The 21,525-nt window shown below is 72.6% G+C and carries 23 protein-coding genes; 7 read left to right on the top strand and 16 right to left on the bottom strand.

What is annotated here, in order from left to right:
• Nucleotides 1-299: 299 nt before the first annotated feature.
• The 6 genes from hemB to D9V37_RS00390 all read right to left on the bottom strand — a co-directional run bounded on the left by hemB (nucleotide 300) and on the right by D9V37_RS00390 (nucleotide 6,281).
• The gene (hemB, locus tag D9V37_RS00415; protein WP_121804174.1) at nucleotides 300-1,283 is read right to left on the bottom strand and encodes a porphobilinogen synthase; all 984 of its coding nucleotides are present in this window, start codon (nucleotides 1,281-1,283) and stop codon (nucleotides 300-302) included.
• Nucleotides 1,283-2,896 (bottom strand): bifunctional uroporphyrinogen-III C-methyltransferase/uroporphyrinogen-III synthase, encoded by a 1,614-nt coding sequence (locus D9V37_RS00410; RefSeq protein ID WP_121804173.1) that lies wholly within the window; start codon nucleotides 2,894-2,896, stop codon nucleotides 1,283-1,285. The genes hemB and D9V37_RS00410 overlap by 1 nt, the downstream gene beginning before the upstream one ends.
• Nucleotides 2,893-3,879, bottom strand: a complete 987-nt coding sequence (gene hemC / locus D9V37_RS00405; RefSeq protein WP_121804172.1) for a hydroxymethylbilane synthase — start codon at nucleotides 3,877-3,879, stop codon at nucleotides 2,893-2,895. Before hemC ends, D9V37_RS00410 begins: the two co-directional genes overlap by 4 nt.
• Entirely contained in the window at nucleotides 3,876-5,171 is a 1,296-nt protein-coding gene (locus D9V37_RS00400) for a glutamyl-tRNA reductase (protein ID WP_121804171.1), read from the bottom strand. Before D9V37_RS00400 ends, hemC begins: the two co-directional genes overlap by 4 nt.
• Nucleotides 5,168-5,842: a redox-sensing transcriptional repressor Rex gene (locus D9V37_RS00395; protein ID WP_121804170.1), complete on the bottom strand. Its 675-nt coding sequence runs from the start codon at nucleotides 5,840-5,842 to the stop codon at nucleotides 5,168-5,170. The genes D9V37_RS00400 and D9V37_RS00395 overlap by 4 nt, the downstream gene beginning before the upstream one ends.
• A 199-nt stretch (nucleotides 5,843-6,041) precedes the next feature.
• Nucleotides 6,042-6,281 (bottom strand): glutaredoxin family protein, encoded by a 240-nt coding sequence (locus tag D9V37_RS00390; RefSeq protein WP_121804874.1) that lies wholly within the window; start codon nucleotides 6,279-6,281, stop codon nucleotides 6,042-6,044.
• Nucleotides 6,282-6,305: 24 nt separating this feature from the next.
• On the opposite strand from D9V37_RS00390, the gene D9V37_RS00385 reads away from it, so the two are divergent.
• From D9V37_RS00385 to D9V37_RS00375, 3 genes are all read left to right on the top strand, one after another.
• On the top strand, nucleotides 6,306-7,193 hold the full coding sequence (locus tag D9V37_RS00385) for an HAD family hydrolase (RefSeq protein WP_232524661.1): 888 nt from the start codon (nucleotides 6,306-6,308) through the stop codon (nucleotides 7,191-7,193).
• A 107-nt stretch (nucleotides 7,194-7,300) separates the two neighbouring features.
• On the top strand, nucleotides 7,301-8,080 hold the full coding sequence (locus D9V37_RS00380) for a sigma-70 family RNA polymerase sigma factor (RefSeq protein WP_232524660.1): 780 nt from the start codon (nucleotides 7,301-7,303) through the stop codon (nucleotides 8,078-8,080).
• A 126-nt stretch (nucleotides 8,081-8,206) separates the two neighbouring features.
• Nucleotides 8,207-9,409, top strand: a complete 1,203-nt coding sequence (locus D9V37_RS00375; protein WP_121804168.1) for a DUF5667 domain-containing protein — start codon at nucleotides 8,207-8,209, stop codon at nucleotides 9,407-9,409.
• 45 nt (nucleotides 9,410-9,454) lie between these two features.
• Here D9V37_RS00375 and D9V37_RS00370 read toward each other — a convergent pair whose 3' ends face one another.
• The 5 genes from D9V37_RS00370 to D9V37_RS00350 all read right to left on the bottom strand — a co-directional run bounded on the left by D9V37_RS00370 (nucleotide 9,455) and on the right by D9V37_RS00350 (nucleotide 13,488).
• Nucleotides 9,455-10,615 (bottom strand): lysophospholipid acyltransferase family protein, encoded by a 1,161-nt coding sequence (locus D9V37_RS00370; RefSeq protein ID WP_121804167.1) that lies wholly within the window; start codon nucleotides 10,613-10,615, stop codon nucleotides 9,455-9,457.
• The gene (locus D9V37_RS00365) at nucleotides 10,608-11,639 is read right to left on the bottom strand and encodes an NAD-dependent epimerase/dehydratase family protein (RefSeq protein ID WP_121804166.1); all 1,032 of its coding nucleotides are present in this window, start codon (nucleotides 11,637-11,639) and stop codon (nucleotides 10,608-10,610) included. The genes D9V37_RS00370 and D9V37_RS00365 overlap by 8 nt, the downstream gene beginning before the upstream one ends.
• 12 nt (nucleotides 11,640-11,651) lie before the next feature.
• Nucleotides 11,652-11,753 (bottom strand): 30S ribosomal protein bS22, encoded by a 102-nt coding sequence (locus D9V37_RS00360; protein ID WP_121804165.1) that lies wholly within the window; start codon nucleotides 11,751-11,753, stop codon nucleotides 11,652-11,654.
• Nucleotides 11,754-11,901: 148 nt separating this feature from the next.
• Entirely contained in the window at nucleotides 11,902-12,105 is a 204-nt protein-coding gene (locus D9V37_RS00355) for a helix-turn-helix domain-containing protein (protein WP_121804164.1), read from the bottom strand.
• A gap of 201 nt (nucleotides 12,106-12,306) precedes the next feature.
• A complete protein-coding gene (locus D9V37_RS00350) occupies nucleotides 12,307-13,488 on the bottom strand; it encodes an acetoin utilization protein AcuC (protein WP_121804163.1) in 1,182 nt (393 codons plus the stop codon).
• Nucleotides 13,489-13,523: 35 nt separating this feature from the next.
• On the opposite strand from D9V37_RS00350, the gene D9V37_RS00345 reads away from it, so the two are divergent.
• Entirely contained in the window at nucleotides 13,524-14,384 is an 861-nt protein-coding gene (locus tag D9V37_RS00345) for an NYN domain-containing protein (protein ID WP_121804162.1), read from the top strand.
• A gap of 143 nt (nucleotides 14,385-14,527) precedes the next feature.
• On the opposite strand, the gene proC is transcribed toward D9V37_RS00345, so the two are convergent.
• The 4 genes from proC to D9V37_RS00325 are packed head-to-tail and all read right to left on the bottom strand — an operon-like array spanning nucleotide 14,528 to nucleotide 18,032.
• Nucleotides 14,528-15,325, bottom strand: coding sequence for a pyrroline-5-carboxylate reductase (gene proC, locus D9V37_RS00340; RefSeq protein ID WP_121804161.1), 798 nt, complete (start codon nucleotides 15,323-15,325; stop codon nucleotides 14,528-14,530).
• Between the two features lie 8 nt (nucleotides 15,326-15,333).
• Nucleotides 15,334-16,263: a proline dehydrogenase family protein gene (locus tag D9V37_RS00335; RefSeq protein WP_121804160.1), complete on the bottom strand. Its 930-nt coding sequence runs from the start codon at nucleotides 16,261-16,263 to the stop codon at nucleotides 15,334-15,336.
• A 10-nt stretch (nucleotides 16,264-16,273) separates the two neighbouring features.
• On the bottom strand, nucleotides 16,274-17,104 hold the full coding sequence (locus tag D9V37_RS00330; protein ID WP_121804159.1) for a sugar phosphate isomerase/epimerase family protein: 831 nt from the start codon (nucleotides 17,102-17,104) through the stop codon (nucleotides 16,274-16,276).
• On the bottom strand, nucleotides 17,097-18,032 hold the full coding sequence (locus tag D9V37_RS00325) for a Ppx/GppA phosphatase family protein (RefSeq protein WP_121804158.1): 936 nt from the start codon (nucleotides 18,030-18,032) through the stop codon (nucleotides 17,097-17,099). Before D9V37_RS00325 ends, D9V37_RS00330 begins: the two co-directional genes overlap by 8 nt.
• 35 nt (nucleotides 18,033-18,067) lie before the next feature.
• Here D9V37_RS00325 and D9V37_RS00320 point away from each other — a divergent pair, with 35 nt between their 5' ends.
• The 3 genes from D9V37_RS00320 to D9V37_RS00310 all read left to right on the top strand — a co-directional run bounded on the left by D9V37_RS00320 (nucleotide 18,068) and on the right by D9V37_RS00310 (nucleotide 20,256).
• On the top strand, nucleotides 18,068-18,832 hold the full coding sequence (locus D9V37_RS00320) for a hypothetical protein (protein ID WP_121804157.1): 765 nt from the start codon (nucleotides 18,068-18,070) through the stop codon (nucleotides 18,830-18,832).
• A gap of 81 nt (nucleotides 18,833-18,913) precedes the next feature.
• A complete protein-coding gene (locus D9V37_RS00315) occupies nucleotides 18,914-19,552 on the top strand; it encodes a VOC family protein (protein ID WP_121804156.1) in 639 nt (212 codons plus the stop codon).
• Nucleotides 19,553-19,569: 17 nt separating this feature from the next.
• On the top strand, nucleotides 19,570-20,256 hold the full coding sequence (locus D9V37_RS00310; protein ID WP_232524659.1) for a class I SAM-dependent methyltransferase: 687 nt from the start codon (nucleotides 19,570-19,572) through the stop codon (nucleotides 20,254-20,256).
• A 72-nt stretch (nucleotides 20,257-20,328) separates the two neighbouring features.
• On the opposite strand, the gene D9V37_RS00305 is transcribed toward D9V37_RS00310, so the two are convergent.
• Nucleotides 20,329-21,267 (bottom strand): hypothetical protein, encoded by a 939-nt coding sequence (locus D9V37_RS00305; protein WP_121804155.1) that lies wholly within the window; start codon nucleotides 21,265-21,267, stop codon nucleotides 20,329-20,331.
• Nucleotides 21,268-21,525 lie beyond the last annotated feature (258 nt).

The raw sequence follows: 21,525 nt of genomic DNA, 5'->3' as shown, positions 1-21,525 counted from the left end.
GCGTCGCGTCCCCGCGCGTCCGGGCCGCTGAGGCGTCGCGTTCCCGTGCCCGGCGTCTCAGACCAACCCGCGCCTGCCTCGGTTGCCTGGATCCTTGCTGAGCGCTGTTGTCTCGCCGAGACGTCGCAAACCCTCGGCCAGCGGCGCGGGCTTCGCCCGGACGCACCGGCCGAGGGTGTCCGACGTCTCGGCTCCTCTGGCACTCGCTCGCAGAGCTCGCTGCGCGCCAGTCGTCTCGGCTCCTCTGGCGCTCGCTCGCAGGGCTCGCTGCGCGCCAGTCAGGCCTGGGCCGGATTACCTCAGCCGACCAAGTTTCGCTGCGCCGCCTCCAGCGCCCAGTACGTGAGCACGATGTCGGCGCCGGCGCGGCGGATCGAGGTCAACGTCTCGGAGATCGCGGCGTCGCGGTCGATCCAGCCGTGGGCGGCGGCGGCCTCGAGCATCGCGTACTCACCGGAGATGTTGTAGGCGGCCACCGGCACGTCGACGGCGGCGCGCACCGCGGCGAGGACGTCGAGGTAGCCCATCGCGGGCTTGACCATCACCAGGTCGGCGCCCTCGGCGACGTCGAGCAGCGCCTCGCGGACGCCCTCGCGGCCGTTGGCCGGGTCCTGCTGGTACGTGCGCCGGTCGCCCTGCAGCGCGGAGTCGACCGCCTCGCGGAAGGGTCCGAAGAAGGCCGAGGCGTACTTCGTCGAGTAGGCCAGCACCGCGACGTCGTGGTACCCGGCGCCCTCGAGCGCGTCGCGGACGACACCGACCTGGCCGTCCATCATCCCGCTCGGGCCGACCATGTCGACGCCCGCGGCCGCGTGCGCCAGCGCCATCTGGGCGTAGATCTCCAGCGTGGCGTCGTTGTCGACCGCGCCGGAGGCGTCGAGCACCCCGCAGTGGCCGTGGTCGGTGAACTCGTCGAGGCAGAGGTCGCTCATCACCGTCAGCGCGTCGCCGACCTCCGAGGCGACGTCGGCGATGGCGACATTGAGGATGCCGTCGGGGTCCAGCGCACCGGAGCCCTGGGCGTCCTTGTGCTCGGGCACCCCGAACAGCATGATCCCGCCGAGGCCGGCGGCCGCCGACTCCGCGGCCACCTTCCGCAGCGAGTCGCGGGTGTGCTGCACGACGCCCGGCATGGAGGAGATCGGCGTGGGCTCGGTGGCCCCCTCGCGCACGAACACCGGCAGCACCAGCTGCGAGGCGCGCACGTGGGTCTCCGCGACGCTGCGCCGCAGGGCCGGCGTGCGCCGCAGCCGCCGCGGACGCACCGCCGGGAAGCCGGCCATCAGGAGGTGGCCTTCCTCCGCGTGGTCGCGCGCTTCTCCGAGGGCCGGGTGACCGGCAGCCCCGCCTCGAGCAGCTCGGCCCGTCGCGCGCTGCCGAAGTCGGCGAGCGCGTCGACCAGCTCCTCGACCGACGGGTTCGGCGCGAGGACGTCCACGCGCAGCCCGTGCTCCTCGGCGGTCTTGGCCGTCGCCGGGCCGATCACCGCGATGATCGTCGAGGTGTGCGGCTTGCCGGCGATGCCGACCAGGTTGCGCACCGTGGAGGAGGAGGTGAACACGACCGCGTCGAACTTGCCGGTCTTGATCGCCTCGCGCACCGGCGCGGCCGGCGGGGCGGCGCGGACCGTGCGGTAGGCCGTGACGTCGTCGACCTCCCAGCCGAGGTCGACCAGGCCGGCCACCAGGTTCTCGGTGGCGATGTCGGCGCGCGGCAGGAACACTCGGTTGATCGGGTCGAGGACGTCGTCGTAGGGCGGCCAGTCCTCCAGCAGCCCCCGGGCGCTCTGCTCGCCGCTGGGCACGAGGTCGGCCACCAGGCCCCAGGCCGCGATGGCCTCGGCGGTCTTGTCGCCGACGGCGGCGATCTTCAGGCCGGAGAAGGCGCGGGCGTCGAGGCCGTAGTCCTCGAACTTCTCACGCACGGCCTTGACCGCGTTGACCGAGGTGAAGGCGATCCACTCGTAGCGGCCCTCGACGAGGCCGCGGATGGCCTTGTCCATCTGCTGCGGGTTGCGCGGCGGCTCCACCGAGATGGTCGGCACCTCCTCGGGCACGGCGCCGAAGCCGCGCAGCCGCGCCGAGAGCGAGCCCGCCTGCTCCTTGGTGCGCGGCACCAGCACGCGCCAGCCGAACAGCGGCTTGGTCTCGAACCACGACAGCGTCGAGCGCAGGTCGACGACCTCGCCGACGACCGTGACGACGGGCGAGGCGATGCGGGCGGCCTTGGCGTCGCGGACCACCTCGGCCAGCGTCGAGACCAGCGTCTCCTGGCCGGTGGTGGTGCCCGCGTGGGTGACGGCCACCGGGGTCTCCGGCGCGCGGCCGGCGTCGATGAGCTCGCGGGAGACGACGTCGAGCCGGTCGCCGGCGTTGAGCACGACGAGGGTGTCGTGGTGGGCGTTGGCCTTCCAGTCGACCTTGGGGTCGACCGCCGACACGACGCCGAACTCGCGGTGGTCCTTGCTGGTCACCGGGATGCCGGCGTACGCGGGCACCGCGGTGGCCGAGGAGACACCGGGCACGACCTCGAAGCCGATGCCGGCCTTGACGACCGCCTGCGCCTCCTCGGGGCCCGAGGCGTTGACGAACGGGTCGCCGGCCACGAGCCGCACGACGCGCCGGCCGGCCTTGGCCTCGCGGACGACGACCTTGGCGCGCGCGGCGGTGGTCAGCGGGGTGCCGTCCTCACCGAAGCTGCCGTCGACCAGGTCGATCCCGGCGTCGTCGGTCAGGAGCGAGCGCACCAGCGCCTCGTGGCCGGGTATCTCGGTCACGACGACGTCGGCACTGCGGATGAGGTCGACGGCCCGCACGGTGAGCAGGTCCGGGTCGCCGGGACCGCTCCCGACGAACGAGACCCAGCCGGGACGCTTGACTGCCTTCTTGGTGGTCACTGTTGCTGCCCTGTCGTTGTCGTGGTCGTGACGCTTGCTGCTGTTGTCTGGTGCATCAGGTCGGCGGCCCCGTCGGCGAGCATCTCGCCGGCCAGGGTCCGGCCCACCTCCTCCGCCGCGGTGACCGAGCCGCTGGCGGACCTTCGTACGTCGAGCGCGCCGTCGGGGCTCAGCGCCACCGCCCGGACCCACAGCTCGTCCCCGTCGTCGCCCTCGACCACCTCGGCCAGGGCACCGACCGGAGCCGAGCATCCTGCCTCAAGAGTGGCCAGCACTGCACGTTCACAGGTCACGGCGGCTCGGCTGCGGGGGTCGTCCAGCGCCTCGCGGAGCTCGGTCTCGAGCGGGTCGCCGGCCCGGGACTCCACCGCAAGGGCGCCCTGCCCGGGGGCGGGAAGCACCTGGATCGGGTCGAGCACCTCGGTCGCGTCGGCCACCCGGTCCAGCCGCGCCAGGCCCGCGCGCGCGAGGACGACGGCGTCGAGCTCGCCGGAGGCGACCTTGGCGATCCGGGTGTCGACGTTGCCGCGGACGCCGACCAGGTCCAAGCCCAGGCCCAGGGCCTGGATCTGCGCCACCCGCCGCGGCGAGCCGGTGCCCACCCGCGCCCCCACCGGCAGCTCGCCGAGGGTGAGCCCGTCGCGGGCGACCAGGACGTCGCGCGGGTCCTCGCGGGGCGGTACGGCCGCCAGCGCGACGCCCTCGGCCGGCGCGGTCGGCAGGTCCTTCAACGAGTGGACGGCGACGTCGACACGACCGTCGAGCAGCGCCTCGCGCAGCGCGCCGACGAACACGCCGGTGCCGCCGATCTGGGCCAGCGCCGCCTGGGAGACGTCGCCCTCGGTGGTGATCTCCACCAGCTCGACGTCGTGACCGGTGGCCGCGGCGAAGTCGGCTGCGACCCGGCCCGACTGGGCGCGGGCGAGCGCGGAGCGACGGGTGCCGAAGCGGACCGTCGCAGGAGAGGTGGCCGGGGAGGTCATGGCGCGATCCCGTCGGGGCGGGTGACGGCGTCGACGGCCTCGGGGTCGAGCGCGAACAGCTCGGCCAGCGCGGCCGCGTAGGACACGGCGCCCTCGCTGTTGGCCAGCTGCTTCACGCGCACCGTGGGCTGGTGGAGCAACTTGTCGGTGACCCGCCGCAGCGTGTGCAGCACCTCGTCGCGCACCGCGGGGTCGAGGTTCGGGAGCCGGTGGTCCAGCCGCGTCATCTCGGTCTCGACGACGCCGGTGGCCATGCCACGCAGCGCGACCACGGTCGGGGTCACCGACGCGGCGTGCCGCGCGGAGAGGAAGGCGGCCAGCTCCTCGGTCACGATGCCGCGGACGTCGGCCACCGCGGTCTCGCCCTCGTCGTCGGCCAGCTCGTCGGCCAGCGTCGCGAGGTTGATCAGGCTGACTCCGGGCAGCGCACCGACGCCGGCCTCCACGTCGTGGGGCAGCGCCAGGTCGAGCACCATCAACGGCGTCTCGACGCCCTCGCGGGCGGTGCGCACCTGGTCGGTGGTGAGCACCCGCCCGGACGCGGCGGTGCAGGAGACGACCACGTCGGCCGAGGTGAGCTCGACGGCCAGGTCGCTCAGCCCCACCGCGCGGACGCCGTGCTGCAGCGCGAGCCGGTCGCCGTGCGCGGCGGTGCGGTTGGCCACGGTGACCACGGCACCGGCACGGGCGGCCGTCGAGACGGCCAGCGCGGACATCGAGCCGGCGCCCACGACGAGCACCCGCTTGCCGGCGACGTCGCCGATCAGCCGGGCCGCGCGCGAGAGCGAGGCGCTGACCAGCGACGGCGCGAAGCGGTCGATGTCGGTCTCGGCGTGCGAGCGCTTACCGACTCGCAGCGCCTGCTGGAACAGCAGGTTGAGCGAGCTGCCCAGCGTGCCGCCCTCCTGGCCCGAGCGCAGCGCGTCGCGCACCTGGCCGAGCACCTGGCTCTCGCCGACGACCATCGAGTCCAGGCCCGAGGCCACGTTGAAGAGGTGGGCCACGGCGCCGTCGTCGTAGTGGACGTAGAGGTGCGGCACGAACTCCTCGGTCTCGCCGCCGGCGCGCTCGCACAGCAGCCGGGAGACCGCCTCGACGCTGCCGTGGAACCGCGTGACGTCGGCGTAGATCTCCACCCGGTTGCAGGTGGCGAGCACCGTGGCCTCGCTGACGTGCTCCTGGTCCTGCACGTCGTGGGCCAGCTTGGCCGCCGCGTCGGCGTCCAGGGCGAGCCGCTCGAGCACGGCGACCGGAGCGCTGCGGTGGGAGATGCCGACGATCAGGACGCTCATATCGCCTCCGCTCCGTCGAGACCGGACTTGCGCTGCTCGTGGTAGGCGAGGATCTGCAACTCGATCGAGAGGTCGACCTTGCGCACGTCGACCTCCTCGGGCACGGCGAGCACCGCCGGTGCGAAGTTGAGGATGCTGCGGATGCCGGCGGCGACCATCGCGTCGGCGACGTCCTGCGCCGCCGAGGCGGGCGCGGCGATGACGCCGATCGCGACGCCGTGCTCGCTCACGATGCCGGCCAGGTCGCCGAAGGGCCGGATCTCGGTGCCCGCGACCACCTGGCCGGTGCGCGCGGGGTCGGCGTCGAGCAGCGCGACGGTGCGGAAGCCACGCGAGCTGAAGCCGGAGTAGTTGGCCAGGGCGTGGCCCAGGTTGCCGATGCCGACGATCACCACGGGCCAGTCGTGGGTCTGCCCGATCTCACGCGCGATCTGGTAGCGCAGGTACTCCACGTCGTAGCCGACGCCCCGCGTGCCGTAGGAGCCGAGGTGGGAGAGGTCCTTGCGCAGCTTCGCGGAGTTGACGCCCGCGGCACCGGCGAGGTGCTCGCTGGAGCACGTGGTGGTGCCGGCGTCGGCGAGGGAGTTCAGCGCCCGTAGGTACACCGGGAGCCGAGCCACCGTGGCCTCGGGGATGCGAGACGCCGCTGCCCCGCCACTCAACTTGCTCACTGCCGACAACAACTCCAGCCGTTGCCTGCCCCCCGGGAGCTCGATGGACCCTGAGTGAGGGCGGCGCTGTCTGGCCACTGTAGGAGTTTGTGAACGTGCGAACAAAATCCCTGGCTCGAAGCCTGGTGAGTACGTGTTCGACGTCACGCACAGGGCCTCGGTTTCGACAAGGTCACGGGGCCACCTCCTCGACCGGCGGTTAGGCCAGGGCGCGCCGCAGCCGGCTCTCCTCGACGCGCCAGAAGTCGTGGCGCTGCCCGTCGACGAGGGTCACCGGGATCTCCTCGCCGTACGCGGCCTGAAGGTTGGGCGAGGTGGTGATGTCGACCTCCTCGTAGCGCTCCCCCAGGTCGGCGCAGACCCGGTCCACGACGGTCCGTGCGTCGTCGCACAGATGGCATCCGGGGCGGGTGAACAGCGTGACCCTCGCGCCAGCCATCGGATCAGTCTCTACCCTGATCCCGTGGCAGCGAAGCCCCGCCCACCGCAGCGACCGCCGAACCTGACGCGCCGCTCCGTGCTCGCGGGCGAGGCGGCCGCGGCCGACGCCGAGATCGAGGACGCGCTGGCGGTGCCGCCCGACCCGCAGGTGGCCGCGTTCTTCGATGTCGACAACACCGTCATGCAGGGCGCCTCCATCTTCCATCTCGCCCGCGGGCTGCACCGGCGCGAGTTCTTCACCACCCGCGACCTGCTGAGCGCGGCCTGGCGGCAGACCTGGTTCCGCGTGGTCGGCTCGGAGGATCCCGAGCACATCGAGGAGGCCCGCGTCTCGGCGCTGGGTTTCATCGCCGGCCACGGCGTCGCGGAGCTGGAGTCGCTCTCCGATGAGATCTTCGACGAGGGCATGGCCCACCGGATCTGGCCCGGCACCCGCGCCCTGGCCCAGCTGCACCTCGACGAGGGGCAGCGCGTGTGGCTGGTGACGGCGGCGCCGGTGGAGATCGCCCGCGTGATCGCCCGCCGGCTGGGGCTGACCGGCGCGATGGGCACCGTCGCCGAGCACCGTGACGGCATCTACACCGGACGGCTGGTCGGCGACATGCTCCACGGCCAGGCCAAGGCCGACGCCGTCACCGAGCTCGCCCGCCACGAGGGCCTGGACCTCGCGCTCTGCTTCGCCTACTCCGACTCCTCCAACGACCTGCCGATGCTGCAGCTCGTCGGCCACCCCTGCGCCGTCAACCCCGATTCCCGGCTGCGCGAGCACGCTCGCGAGCACGGCTGGCCGGTGCGCGACTACCGCACCGGCCGCAAGGCGGCCCGGGTCGGCCTGCTGGGCGCGGTCCTCGCCACGGCGGCCGGCACCGGCGTCGCCGCGGGCTCGGTGCTGCGACGACGCCTGCACTAGCCGGGCGGCCGGGCTGACCAGGCGTTTTCGGCCGTCGCCGGTTCGGACCCCACGGGGGGTGTGAAACCGCCGATCTCGGGGTAGGAAGGCCACGGGGAGGGAAACCCGTGACCCAGCTCACCCAACCGTCCGACGGCCTGCGCGAGCTGCGACGCGCCCTGGCGCAGGTGCTCGCGACCTCCCTCGTCCCCTCTCCCGCCCCGGTCGCGGCACCCGGCTGGCTGCTCTCGCAGGCCGCCCCCAGCACGGGCAGCGCCGGTCACCCAGGCGCTTCGGGCGCCGGCCCCGACCCGGCCTCCGACCGCGACCTGGCCGCGTCCTCGGCCGAGGACGCCGCGGAGCGGCAGCGGCTCATCGCCCTCGTCGAGCTCGCGCGCGGCGGCGACAAGGAGGCCTTCGGGCAGCTCTACGACCACTACCAGCCCTCGGTGCACCGGTTCCTCTACTACCGGGTGGGCAGCGTGCAGCTGGCCGAGGACCTCACCGCCGAGACGTTCTTCCGCGCGCTGCGACGCATGAACGGCTTCCGGTGGCAGGGCCGCGACTTCGGGGCGTGGCTGATGACCATCGCCCGCAACCTGGCCACCGACCACTTCAAGTCCGGTCGCGCCCGGCTGGAGCTGGTCACCGACGACGAGCGCACCCTGGACGCCGCCGACGAGGGGCCCGAGGGCATGGTGCTGGCCCAGCTCACCAACGAGGCGCTGCTCGACGCGCTCCACCGTCTCCCCCAGGACCAGCAGGACTGCCTGGTGATGCGGTTCCTGCAGGGCCTGTCGCTGGCCGAGACCGCGGAGGCCATGGAGCGCAGCAGCGGGGCGATCAAGCAGCTCCAGCTGCGAGCCGTGCGGCACCTGGCCTCGCTGCTGCCCGAGGACGTCCGTTGACAACCCGGGGCGCCGTGTCCAACTCGTGCGTAACCTCTAGACCATCAGACTCGTTGTGGCTGCAGCGGGGCACCGGGGGCGTCCGCGATCACACGAGGACGGGACGAGAATGATGCAGGTCCTGCGATGAACGGCTGGGGGACCCGCCGAGCGGAACGGTTCGCCGCGATGCTCGACGAGCCGACGCCGCTGGGCGCGGAGAGGCCCACTGGCGACGGCGCCGACGAGACCCTCGTCGGGTTGCTGGGGACCGTCGGGGCGCTGCGCACCGTCGCCGCCTCGGCGCCGCAGGCACGCCCGGAGTTCGTGGCCGACCTGCGCTCCCGGCTGCTGATCGAGGCCGAGTCGGCCCTGGTGCCCACCGAGGAGCGCCTCATCCTCGACCGCGCCCCGAACCGCTCGCACCACCATCGCCGCCCGGCCCGGTTGGCTGCGGCGGCCGTCGCGCTCGTCATCGCCGGCGGCTCGGCCGGTGTGGCCGTCGCCGCCGAGCACAGCCTGCCCGGCCAGCCGCTGTACACCGTCAAGCAGGGCCTGGAGGCCGCCAGCCGCACGCTGCAGCTCCACGAGGCAGGCACCGGCCGGGCCGAGCTGCACCAGGCCACCACCCGGCTCGAGGAGGCCTCGGCGCTGCTGCAGGGCGACCGCGACGCCTCGGTCGCGTCGAGCCTGCGCGCCTTCACCCACAGTGCCGGCGCGGGGTCGGACCACCTCTTCACCGCTTACCAGGCCGACGGTGACCAGGGCGACGTCACCGCCGTGCGCGACTTCACCCACGCGGCCATGGCCCAGCTCTCCTCGCTCGCCGCCCAGCTGCCGGCCGGTGACCGCTCGTCGCTGGACGACGCGGCGACGCTGCTCAGCCACATCGACCAGGAGGCCCAGGTGCTCTGCGCCCAGTGCGGGTCGCTCGAGCCGCTCCAGGTGCCGAGCGACCTGAGCGCGGCCCCGGCTCCCCTGGACGACGACATCGGGACCGCCGCCCAGTCGGCGCTGGCCCAGGCCCTGGTCCACGCCGCCCGACCCCAGGGCGACGGCCCCGCCGCCGCCGTGTCGGGTGGACCGCAGACCCTCGCGCCCAGCGGCGCACCCGCGGTGCCCTCGACGCCTGCCGTGCCGAGCGCCTCGGCCACCAAGGGCAAGGTCACGACGAAGGCGAGCTCGCTGCCGGGCTCGGTCGGCTCGGCGGTCACCGGCACCACCAACCAGGTGACCACGGCAGTGGCCGGCGTGGTCGACGCCGCGGTGGGCACGGTCGGCGGCGCGGTCGACGGCGTCGTGAACGGTGTGACGGGATCACTGGGCGGGAGCGCCACGCCGAATCCCTGACCGGGACAACGCCGCGGCTGCGTCACCGGGCTCAGACCCCGAAGCTCAGCTCCCGAAGACCGGACCGCGCTGCATCAGCAGCGAGTACAGCGTCTGCTGGATCGTCTCGCGCACCTGATCGGTGACGTTGAAGACCAGCATCGGGTCGTCCGCGGCGCCGGCGTCATAGGAGTCGGTGCGCACCGGCTCCCCGAACTCGATGAGCCACTTCGAGGGCAGCGGCACCAGGCCCAGCGGACCGAGCCAGGGAAACAGCGGGGTCACCGGCAGGTAGGGCACGCCGAGCAGCCGCGCCAGCGAGGGGACGTTGCCGATGAGCGGGTAGATCTCCTCGGCGCCCACCACCGAGCAGGGGATGATCGGCACACCGGTGCGCATCGCCGCCGAGACGAACCCGCCCCGGCCGAACCGCTGCAGCTTGTAGCGCTCGGAGAACGGCTTGCCGATGCCCTTGAAGCCCTCCGGCCAGACGCCGACGAGCTCGCCGCCGCGCAGCATCCGCTCGGCGTCGTCGTTGCAGGCCAGCGTCGCGCCGCCCTTGCGGGCCAGCTCGCTGACCACGGGCATCCGGAACACCAGGTCGGCCCCGAGGGGACGCAGGTGGCGCCCGGTCTCGTCGAAGAGCGTCACGGCGGTCATCAGGCCGTCGAGCGGCAGCGTGCCGGAGTGGTTGGAGACCACTAGCGCGCCGCCCTCGAGCGGGATGTTCTCGAGGCCGCGCACCTCGATGCGGAACCACTTCTGCGCGATCGGGCGCAGGGCGGCGATGAGGAACCGCTCGGTGATCTCGGGGTCGAAGCCGTACTCGTCGACCTCGTAGTCCCCGGTGAGGCGACGCCGGCAGAAGGCCAGGAAGGCGGCCAGCCTGGGCTCCCAGGAGTCGCCGAAGATCTCCTTCGCGGCGCCCGTGGCCGCGGCGATCAGCTCGGTGAGCGGCACGCCCGGACCACCGCCGGAATGGCGCTCCTCGGTGGCGGCGGGCGGACGCAGCGGCGTGAGGGGAGGCGGTGCCGTCTCGACCGGCTCGGCCCCCGACTCGACCGTCGACTCCGGCTCGGGCGGCGTGGCGGCGGCCGATCGCCGCTGCGAGCGCTGCTTCGGGGCGAGGCTGCGCGAGGAGGAGGACGGGTTCGAGCGCCCCGAGCCGCGGCCCGGGCGGCCGCTGGTGCCGATCGCGCCCAGCGGGATGATCTCGGCGTCAGGCACCTGCGGACCCCCGGCCGCTCAGCGTGCCGCGCACCAGCTGCTCGGCGGCCTCGACGCGCGAGGCCGAGAGGGCCCCGGGCGCCACCGACGTCGCAAAGTCGGCGAACGCCTCGGGCGTGGTGTAGCGCGGCGTGAAGCCCAGGACCGTGCGCATGCGCGTGGTGTCGACACCGCGGCCGTAGGAGAGGAAGCCGATCTGGTCGGGCAGGAAGTCCGCCAGCCGTGCCTGCCGCACCAGCGAGCCGACCTGGGGCATCGCGAAGGAGGGCACCTTCAGCGTCGGCTTGCCCAGCCGGCGCAGCGCCTGGGAGAGCATCATGATGCCGTCGCCGGCGACGTTGAACGTGCCGTGCACCGGGTCGAGCGTCACCTGCTGCAAGACGCCGAGCAGGTCGTGCTCGTGGAGGAACTGCAGGCGCGCGTCGTAGCCGAGGACGGTCGGCACCACGGGCATCCGGAAGTAGGAGCTGATCGGGGAGACCACCAGCGGGCCGATGACGTTGGCCGCGCGCAGCATCGTGACGCTGACGTCGGGCCGGCGCCGCGAGAAGCCGCGGACGTAGCCCTCGACCTCGGCGACGTCCTTGCCGTAGCCCGAGCGGGCCTCGCGCTTGGGCCCCATGTCCTCGGTGAACATCGCCGGATCACGGCTCGACGCGCCGTAGTAGGCGGTGCTCGACTTCACCACCAGCCGCTCGACGTTCGGCGACTGCTGCACCGCAGCGAGCAGCTGCATAGTGCCGATGACGTTGAGCTCCTTCATCGACGTCCGGCTCCCGGCGGGGCCGGGGCTGGCGATGACGCTCATGTGCACCACGGTGTCGACCTGCTCGCGCGCGATCACCTTGCCGATGACCGGGTTGCGGATGTCGGCGCGCACGAACTGCACGGCGCCGGCGTCGCCCCGCGGCGGCAGCACGTCGACGCCGATGACGCGGTCGACGTCGTCGAGGTGGGTCAGCTGGCGCGCGAACCGTCGGCCGAGATCCATCGAGACCCCGGTGACCAGCACGACCCGACCCACGCCGGTGCGTCCTTACTTGCCCAGACGGCGGCGCTGCACGCGCGTCTTCTTCAGCAGCTTGCGGTGCTTCTTCTTCGCCATCCGCTTACGGCGCTTCTTGACTACCGAACCCACAGATCCACTGACCCTTCTCGACGCGCGTAGGCGCAGGAGAAATCAACGGCGCCGAAGGGTCAGCCTAACCGGCGCGGCGTGCGCAGCCGAATCAGCCTCCAGGGACCGGATGCGGCGCTGTGCTCGGCACCGGTCGCGACCCGACGGCTCAGCCGGTCTGGAAGAAGGAGCCCTTGAGGTACTCGTTGACGTCGGTCTCGCTCACCCGGAAGGAGCGACCCACGCGCACCGCCGGCAGCTCGCCGTTGTGCACCAGGCGGTAGACGGTCATCTTCGAGACGCGCATGACCGCGGCCACCTCGGCCACCGTCAGGAACTTCACCTCGGAGATGTCCCCGCTGAGGTTGGTCATCTACGCACCACTTTCGACTTCGCCGAGCGTGCCCCGGCTTCCCCACCGGGTACGTCACGCGTCTTGGTGATGAGGATAGGGCCTTGAGTGACTGGTGTGGAAGGAATCGTCCAAACCGATGTGCCCACACCCCCCGCACCCGGCGTGTCGGTCGCCGTCAGACCAGCGAATCGGATATTCCAGGCACGCTGACCTGCGGGTTCACCCCAGCGGGTCGAGCCCGTTGAGGGGGAACGCGGCGGTCCGGGTCGCCTGCACCGACCGGTCTAGCCAGGTGTCGGGATCGAAGCCCTGCGACCAGTCGACGTAGGCGGCGTCGCGTCCATCGGTCATGGCCGCGGGCGCCGCGCCGCCACCGAGCGAGGCGATGTGGTCGCGCCAGTCCTGCGGGGTCTCGGTGGCCGGGTCGACCGGCCGGTCGCCCACCACGCCGAGCAGATGGGTCCAGGCCCGCGGCACGACCTCGACCACCGCGTAGCCGCCACCGCCGACCGCGACCCACTTGCCGCCCGACACCTCGTGGGCGAGGTCGTGCAGCGTCGCGTAGGCCGCGCGCTGGCCGTCGATGCTGAGCATGAGGTGGGCCAGCGGGTCGGCGCGGTGGGAGTCGCAGCCGTGCTGGGTGACCAGCACGTCGGGGGCGAACTCGCGCAGCAGCGGCGGCACGACCGCGTGGAAGGCGCGCAGCCAGCCGGCGTCGGCCGTCCCCGGCGGGAGCGCGACGTTCACCGCGCTGCCCTCGGCGCCACGGCCGCCGACGTCGTGGGCGAAGCCCGTGCCCGGGAACAGCATCTGCCCGGTCTCGTGCAACGAGACGGTCAGCACGCTCGGGTCGTCCCAGAACACCTTCTCCACGCCGTCGCCGTGGTGGACGTCGAGGTCGACGTAGGCGATCCGCTTCGCCCCCTGGCGCTGCAGCCAGCGAATGGCGACGGCGATGTCGTTGTAGACGCAGAAGCCGCTGGCCCGGTCGGGCATCGCGTGGTGGAGCCCACCGGCGACGTTGGCCGCGTGGTCGTAGCCGCCCTCCCACACCAGCCGCGCAGCCTCGATCGAGGCGCCGACCACGTGCCGCGAGGCCTCGTGCATCCCGGCGAAGGTGGGGTTGTCGTCGTTACCGAGCCCGAAGGCGAGATCGGCGTCGTCGGGGTCGAGGCTCGCGCGACGCACCGCCTCGATCATCTGCGGCGTGTGGACGGTCAGCAGGTCCTCGTCGCTCGCGTGCGGCGCGGGCTCGAGCGGGAGCCGGCTGCCGACGACGCCGAGACGGTCGGCCAGCCTCATGGTGAGGTCGACGCGCACCGGGTTCATCGGGTGGCTGGGACCGAAGTCGTACTGCGTGAGCGAGTCGTCGAAGACGACGCACGCGGAGCAGCCGGACATGGGCGCGACCTTAGCCTCCCCCTAGATTAAGAAGCGTGGCTGGACCTCAAGGCTCTCGGGTCGCTGTGTACCTGGACTTCGACAACGTCGTGATCTCGCGCTACGACGCGGTGTTCGGCGACGGACGCTGGCGCAAGGACGACGCGCGCCACCACGGCGCCGACGCCTCCTCCGCTGAGGAGACCGACCGCCGGCTCGCCGAGGCCGAGGTCGACGTCGGCGCGATCCTCGACTACGCCTCCAGCTTCGGCACCGTGGCGCTGACCCGCGCCTACGCCGACTGGTCCTCCCCGGCCAACGCCGCCTACCGGGGCCAGCTGGTCGACCGCGCCGTCGACCTGGTGCAGCTCTTCGCCACCTCCGGCACCAAGAACGGTGCCGACATCCGCCTCTCCGTCGACGCCGTCGACGACCTCTTCCAGCACGACGACCTGACCCACGTGGTGGTCGTGGCCGGCGACTCCGACTACATCCCACTGGCGCAGCGCTGCAAGCGACTGGGCCGCTTCGTCGTCGGCATCGGCGTCACCGGCGCCACCAGTCGCGCCCTCATCGCTGCCTGCGACGAGTTCAGCGACTACGACGCCCTGCCCGGCGTCGTGCCGCCGAAGAAGCCCGAGCCGGCCAAGAAGACGCCCTCGCGCCGTACCCGCAAGACCAATGCCCAAGACGACGCCACGAACCTCCTGGTGCGCGCGATCCGGGTCGGCCTGCAGAACAGCGACGACGAGTGGCTCTACTCGGGCGGTGTGAAGAGCCAGATGCAGCGCATGGACTCCGGCTTCAAGGAGAAGGCGCTGGGGTTCAGCTCCTTCCGGGCCTTCGTTGAGAGCCGGGCCGACGCGGTCGAGACCCGGACCATCGACAACGGGCAGCTGCAGGTGCGGCTGGTCTGAGGGGCTGGTCGGGGCGGCTCTGGGCCGCTCTCAGCGGCCGGGGTTTTGCCGGGTGCCCGGCAAAACTCTTCACATGTGGTGCATTTCGCACTGTATATCGGGGGGTTTTGCCGGGTGCCCGGCAAAACCCCCGCCCAGGACCGCTACTCCCCCGCCAACGCCCGCGACCGATCCCGAGCGGCCTCCATGGCGGTCATGAACGCCGCCCGGACCCGGTGGTCCTCCAGCTCGCGGACGGCAGCGGCCGTCGTCCCGCCCGGCGACGTGACGCGTTCGCGCAGCACCGTGGGGTGCTCGCCGGTCTCGCGCAGCAGCTTGGCCGAGCCCACCACCGTCTGCAGCACCAGCTCGCTGGCGGTCGCGCGCGGCAGGCCCAGGTGCACGCCCGCCTCGATCATCGCCTCGACGACGAAGAAGATGTAGGCCGGACCGGAGCCGCTGATGGCGGTGATCGCGTCCTGCTGGTCCTCGGGCACCTGCACCACGCGGCCGGTGGCCGAGAGCAGCCGCTGCGCCTCGTCGAGGTGCTCGGCGTCGCAGTGGGTGCCGGGCGAGATCGCGGCCATGCCCTCGTCGACCAGGGCCGGGGTGTTGGGCATGACGCGGACGACGGCCACGCCGTCGGGCACCTGCCGCTCGATGAAGGAGGTCGTGATGCCGGCGGCCAGCGAGACCAGCAGCGTGCCGGAGTCCAGGGCGGGCGAGATCTCGGCCAGCACCGTGGGCATGTCCTGCGGCTTGACCACCAGCAGCACGGTGTCGGCCGCGCGGACGGCCTCGAGGTTGCCCACCACCGACACCCCGTAGCGCTCGCGCAGCTCGGCGGCGCGGTCGGCGCGCTTCTCCCCGACCAGGAGCTCGTCGCTCGGCGTCCCGCCGCGCACCAGGCCCGAGAGCAGCGCCTCGCCCATGACGCCGACACCGATGATGGCCACCGTCATGGCAGTACCTAACTCTTGGAGATCAGCGAGCGGGCGAAGAATGTCAGGTTGGACGGTCGCTCCGCCAGCCGTCGCATCAGGTAGCCGTACCACTCCTGGCCGTAGGGCACGTACACGCGCACCTTCTCGCCCTGCCCGGCCAGCCGCTTCTGCTCCTCGGGCCGGATGCCGAACAGCATCTGGTACTCGTGGCTTCCCGGCGCCCGCCCGTGCCGCGTGGCGAGAGCACCCGCGATGGCGATCATGCGCGGGTCGTGCGTGGCGACCATCGGGTAGCCCTGGCCGGCCATGAGCACCTTCAGGCAGCGCACGTAGGAGCGGTCGACCTCCACGCCGTCCTCGAAGGCGGCCGACTCCGGTTCGAGGTAGGCGCCCTTGCACAGCCGGACGCGCGAGCCCTCGTAGGCCAGCGCACGGCAGTCGGCCTCGGTGCGCCGCAGCATCGCCTGCAGCACGGCCCCGGTCTCGGGGAAGTCCTTGCGCAGCTCGCGCAGCGTGGCCAGCGTCTGGTCGGTGGTGGTGTGGTCCTCCATGTCCAAGGTGACCGTGGTGCCGACGTTGCGTGCGGCGCGGCAGATCGTCCGGGCGTTCTCCAACGAGAGCTTGGCGCCCACCTCGGGCAGCGCCTGGCCCACGGCCGAGAGCTTGACCGACACCTCGGCGTTGCGGGCCAGCCCGGCGGCCGAGAGCTGCTCGAGCAGGTCGAGGTACGCCTTGACCGTGGCGTCGGCCTGCTCGGGGTCGAGGGTGTCCTCGCCGAGGTGGTCGAGGGTGACGTGCAGGCCGTCGTCGACCAGCCCGCGCGCGGCCACCACCGCGGCCTGGGTGTCCTCCCCGGGAACGTAGCGCCGGACGATGCCGCTGCTGACCGGCATTGTCTCGACCAGGTGCTTCACGCGCTGGTTGCGCGCCATCCACAGGATCGTCTGTCGCAGCACCCTTCGCAGGCTACTGCGCGGTGGGTCCCGACCGGCCCGCGGACCTTGGGCTGGAGAAGTAGAGGCGGGCGAACGCGAGCGCCTCGGCCAGGTCGCGCTCGCGGTCGTCGCGGTCGCGCGCCTTGCGGGTGTTGACCTCGGCCACGACGTGGCCGCTGAACCCGACCGCGGCCAGGTGCTCGAGCATCTCCCCGCACGGCTGGGAACCGCGGCCGGGGATCAGGTGCTCGTCCTTGGCCGAACCCGACCCGTCGGCCAGGTGCAGGTGCCGCAGCCGCGGACCGAGGCGCTTGGCCATCTCCACCGGGTCGGTCTGCGCGGTGGCCGAGTGCGAGAGGTCGACGGTGGCGTGGGCGTAGGACTCCTGCGAGGGGTCCCAGCCGGGGGCGTAGACCTCCATCTCGCGCTTGGCGGTGGCCCGCCACGGGTACATGTTCTCCACCGCGAAGGCCAGCCCCGTGCGCTGCTCGAGGTCGGCGATGCCCTCGACGAAGCCGGTGGCGTAGTCGCGCTGCCAGCGGAACGGCGGGTGCACCACGACGACGTCGGCGCCCAGCGCGTGCGCCATCTCGGCCGAGCGCTCCAGCTTCCCCCACGGTTCGGTGCCCCACACCCGCTGGGTGATGAGCAGGCAGGGCGCGTGCACCGCGCATACCGGCATCTGGTGGTACTCGGCCAGGTGCGCCACGTGCTCGGTGGACTGGCTGCGCTCGTCGATGCTGACCATGACCTCGACGGCGTCGTAGCCCAGCCGTGCGGCGTACCCGAACGCCTCGTCCACCGACTCGGGGTAGACCGAGGCCGTCGAGAGCGCGAAGAGCGGTCCGCCCGGCTCAGCCATCGCGTTGGCTGATCTGGTCCAGGCGCTCGAGGATGACGCCCTCGCGCAGCGCCCAGGGGCAGATCTCCAGCTCCGGCACGTCGAAGATGTCGAGCACCGCCTCGGCCACGAGCGCCCCGGCCACCATCTGGTGGGCCCGGTCGGCCGAGACGCCCGGCAGCTCGCGGATCTCCGCGTCGTCCATGTCGGCCAGCTTCGGCAGCCACTCGGCCAGCGCCTGCGAGGTGAGCGTGCGGCTGACGTAGATGCCGTCGCTGGACGGCGCCGCTCCGCAGATGCGCGCGAGCGAGCGGAACGTCTTCGACGTCGCCACCGCGTGGTCGGGGGCGCCGCCGCGCAGCAGCTTGCCGGCGTCGTGGGCGATCTGGGCCCGGACGGCCTTGCGCAGCTCGCGGACCGACTCGGGAGTACGGCCCTCGCGCAGGTGGTCGCGGGTCAGCCGGGCCGCGCCGAGCGGCAGCGACCAGGCGACGTCGGGGCCCTCGTCGCCGCCGCCGGCGATCTCCAACGAGCCGCCGCCGATGTCGAAGACGGCCAGCCGGCCCGAGGACCAGCCGAACCAGCGCCGCACGGCCAGGAAGGTCAGCCGCGCCTCGTCCTCGCCGGGCAGCACGTCGATGTCGACACCGGTGCGCTCGAGCACGTGGGCCAGCACGTCGTCGGAGTTGCTGGCGTCGCGCACCGCCGACGTGGCGAAGCCGAGGATCTCCTCGCAGCCCTTGTCCTCGGCCACCTCCAGCGACCGCGACACGAAGTCGGAGAGCGCGTCGATGCCCTGTTGGGTGACGGCGCCGGCGGCGTCGAGGTGCTCGGCCAGGCGCAGCGGACGCTTGTGCTTGAAGGCGGGCGTCGGCGCTGCGCCGCGGTGGGCGTCGACCACGAGCAGGTGGCCGGTGTTGGAACCGATGTCCAGGACGCCGAGGCGCATGGGGCCACACTAACGAGGCCGGATAGCGTGGGCGGGTGCCTGAGGTCGACCTGGCGTTCCCGCGTGCGTGGTACGAGTTCACCGACCCCGCCGACGGCGACCAGGTGTTCCGCTGCGACCTGACCTGGCTGACGTCGAGCTGGACCTGCATCTTCGGCGGCGGCTGCCCCGGCATCTACGCCACCTCCCCAGAGGCGGGCTGCTGCACCCTCGGCGCGCACTTCAGCGACCGCGACGACGAGGAGCGCGTGGCGCAGTGGGTCGAGAAGCTCGACGACTCCACCTGGGAGCGCAGGCCCGAAGCCCTGTCCAGCAAGGGCAGCGTGCGTCGCAAGGGCTGGGTCGAGCTCGAGGACGGCGAGCGCAAGACGCGCGTGGTCGACGGCGCCTGCATCTTCCACAACTCCCCCGGCTTCGCCGGCGGCTACGGCTGCGCACTGCACCACCTGGCCGGGCGCGAGGGCGTGCACTTCGTGGCCACCAAGCCCGACGTGTGCTGGCAGCTGCCGGTGCGGCGCACCTTCCGCGAGGTGACCCGGCAGGACGAGACCAGCTACACCGAGGTCAGCATCGGCGAGTACGACCGTCGCGGCTGGGGCCCGGGTGGCCACGACCTGGACTGGTACTGCACGGGCAACACCGAGGCCCACGTCGGCGTCGAGCCGGTCTACGTCTCCAGCGCCACCGAACTGGTCGAGCTGATGGGTCAGCCGGCGTACGACGTGCTGGCCGCCGCGTGCGAGGAGCACGTGGCCTCGCGCTCGCGGGTGGCCCCGCACCCCGCCGACCCGGGGCTGTGACCTCCGCGTCCCTCCCCGCTTGCGACCCGGGCCGCAACCCCGGTGTCAAGGTGGCACACCGCACACCGCACAATCATCTGCATGCGACTGGACCACATCTCGTTCGCTGCGGGCCCCGGAGGCCTCGACGGCACCGTGGCGCGCATCTCGGAACAGCTCGGGACGCCCTTCCGCGACGGTGGCGTGCACCCACGGTTCGGCACCCGCAACAAGGTCCTGCCGCTGCGTGATCGCACCTACCTCGAGGTCGTCGAGGTGCTCGACCACCCGGCGTCGGACAAGGCGCCCTTCGGGCAGGCCGTCCGCGCTCGCAGCGAGAACGGCGGCGGCTGGCTGGGCTGGGTCGTCGCGGTCGACGACATCGGCCCCCACGAGCAGCGGCTCGGCCGAGAGGCCGCCAACGGCAACCGGCACCGTCCCGACGGCACAGAGCTGCGCTGGAAGCAGCTGGGCGTCAAGGGCCTGCAGTCCGACCCGCAGCTGCCGTTCTTCATCCAGTGGGAGAGCGACGCCGAGCTCCACCCCAGCAGCGGCGCGACCGGCGACGTCTCGTTCGCCTCACTGGAGATCGCGGGCGACCCCGGCCGGGTGAGCGAGTGGCTCGGCCAGCCGGTGGAGAAGCCGCTCGAGGACGTCAAGGTCGACTGGGTGGCCCCCCACGGCACCCCGGGCATCCTGGCCGTGCAGTTCCAGACCCGCTCGGGCCTGGTCCGGATCTGAGCGTCTCGAAGGGCGCGGTGCGCTCCCCGAACATCTGGGAGCACCCCGCCACCTACGAGATCGAGAACCGCGCCGCCGATCCCGACGGGCTCATCGAGGCCGCGATGGCCGCCATCGCACCCTGGGACGGGCGAGACCTGCTCGACCTGGGCTGCGGCACCGGGTTCCACCTGCCGCGCTGGGCGGAGTCCGGCCACGGCGCGGCCCGCAGCGTCGTCGGCGTCGAACCGCACGCGGGTCTGGTCGCGATCGCGCGGCGACGCGTCCGTGCCCTGTCCGCGGTCACGGTGGTGCAGGGCAGCGCCACCGCGCTGCCGCTCGCGCCGGCCTCGGTCGACGTCGTGCACGTGCGGTGGGCGTACTTCTTCGGCCCCGGCTGCGAGCCCGGCCTGCGCGAGCTCGACCGGGTGGTCCGCCGCGGCGGCACGGCCTTCGTCGTCGACAACGACCCCACGCGCTCGACCTTCGGCACCTGGTTCCGCCGCGGCTACCCCGACATCGACCCCGACGTCGTCGAGCCGTTCTGGCTCTCCCGCGGCTGGCAGCGCGAACGGCTGACCATCCGGTGGGAGTTCGACTCCCGCGCCGACCTGGAGGCCGTCGTCGGCATCGAGTTCGACCCCACCACCGCCGCCTGGATCCTCGCCCACCACCAAGGCACGGGCGTCGACTACGCGGTCAACCTGTGGTGGCGCCACTTCTGACCGGGTAGTCCAGACCAAGACGCACCAATGTCAGCGGCGAACCGGTGCGACTTGATCTGGACTACGCCGGCGTCAGCGGTGGGTGAGCCGCTCGACCATGCCGGCCCGCTCGAGCCGTTCGTCGAGGGTGGGGGTGGGCGTCCACCAGGGCGGAGGGGTCAGCGTCCAGGCGCACGACTCCGGTGGCAGGAACTTGGCCCGCTCGCGGGTCCGTCGGGCGCGCTCGGCCACCGCCCGGCGCTGCCGGAGCTGGCCCTCGACGACCGCGAAGTACTCCAAGCCGTGGTCGCGGAAGCCGCCCTCGCGAACGACGTCGGCGCGATGCTGGTCGGCGTCCTTGTGATGCGCACCGTCGTACTCGCCGACCACGCCGGCGACCGGATCGAAAAGGTCGGGGACACCCAGCAACCTGCCGTCCATGGCGTCGAAGACCGGGACGTTGCACAACGGCCGCGGCAGACCGGCGTCGATCTCCCAGCACAGCCGGAGCAGGGTCTCCATCGGCGACCGGCTCTCGTCGATGGCCCACGGGAGCACCTCCCGCACCAACGGGACACCGGTCCAGGCATGGCGGTGCCACACGTAGCTGGCGAACAACCAGACGGAGATGAGCTCGGCGGCGGCCGTCATGTCGACCGCCGCCACGCCCGGGCGCAGGGCCCCGAGGCGACGGACCTCGTCGAAGAGCGCCCGCTGCACGGTCGTCACCCAGAGCCCGTCGACCAGCTCACGCTCGGACGGGGCGATCTGTTCCTGACAGACCGTGATCCCAGGGCCCTCCCGGATCTTGTCCCGACCCACGACCAGCGGTACCGCGAGCTGCTCGCCGCTCGGCCCGGTGCCGTCGAAGTACGCGGCGCCCCGCCAGCGCAGCGACGCCCACGCGGTCACGGCACCGCCGCCCCGCACCCGGGAGCCCTGCTCAAGGATCCGCTGCTCGACCACGCCGCCGTCGACGGCCGCCGGGACGTAGAGCCCGTAGGACGATCGTCGCCAGCCGTGGTTCTTCACCTGCCCCCGGCTGGGCCCTCGCTCACCCGACGGGTCGAGGCGCGCAGGCGCCACCAGACCACGCGGACGCTCACACCTCGGCCAGAACACGAGGCGACCCTCGGCGCTGCGAGCAGCTCCCGGAATCCCCTCCGCGGAGCCTGTGGAGAACGGGTGCTGGATCGCCGGCTGTGGACGCGAAACGACCCGCCGCCCATGCCGGGGTAGTCCAGATCGAATAGCACCATCTGAGCGGCCACAACTGGTGCTACTTGGTCT

Origin of the sequence: Nocardioides mangrovicus (genome assembly GCF_003674065.1) — a bacterium.
Lineage (GTDB): Bacteria > Actinomycetota > Actinomycetes > Propionibacteriales > Nocardioidaceae > Marmoricola > Marmoricola mangrovicus.
The sequence above is the reverse complement of the archived record's forward strand: the minus strand, read 5'-3'. Positions and strand labels throughout refer to the sequence as shown.

Bases quoted from the DNA above. Each gene is read 5' to 3' on its own strand.
- D9V37_RS00350 (WP_121804163.1), bottom strand. From the start codon at position 13,488: ATGTCCGGCTGCTCCGCGTGCGTCGTCTTCGACGACTCGCTCACGCAG.
- proC (WP_121804161.1), bottom strand. From the start codon at position 15,325: ATGACGGTGGCCATCATCGGTGTCGGCGTCATGGGCGAGGCGCTGCTC.
- D9V37_RS00390 (WP_121804874.1), bottom strand. From the start codon at position 6,281: ATGGCTGGCGCGAGGGTCACGCTGTTCACCCGCCCCGGATGCCATCTG.
- hemB (WP_121804174.1), bottom strand. From the start codon at position 1,283: ATGGCCGGCTTCCCGGCGGTGCGTCCGCGGCGGCTGCGGCGCACGCCG.
- D9V37_RS00315 (WP_121804156.1), top strand. From the start codon at position 18,914: ATGCGACTGGACCACATCTCGTTCGCTGCGGGCCCCGGAGGCCTCGAC.
- D9V37_RS00330 (WP_121804159.1), bottom strand. From the start codon at position 17,104: ATGGCTGAGCCGGGCGGACCGCTCTTCGCGCTCTCGACGGCCTCGGTC.
- D9V37_RS00375 (WP_121804168.1), top strand. From the start codon at position 8,207: ATGAACGGCTGGGGGACCCGCCGAGCGGAACGGTTCGCCGCGATGCTC.
- hemC (WP_121804172.1), bottom strand. From the start codon at position 3,879: ATGACCTCCCCGGCCACCTCTCCTGCGACGGTCCGCTTCGGCACCCGT.
- D9V37_RS00400 (WP_121804171.1), bottom strand. From the start codon at position 5,171: ATGAGCGTCCTGATCGTCGGCATCTCCCACCGCAGCGCTCCGGTCGCC.
- D9V37_RS00355 (WP_121804164.1), bottom strand. From the start codon at position 12,105: ATGACCAACCTCAGCGGGGACATCTCCGAGGTGAAGTTCCTGACGGTG.
- D9V37_RS00325 (WP_121804158.1), bottom strand. From the start codon at position 18,032: ATGCGCCTCGGCGTCCTGGACATCGGTTCCAACACCGGCCACCTGCTC.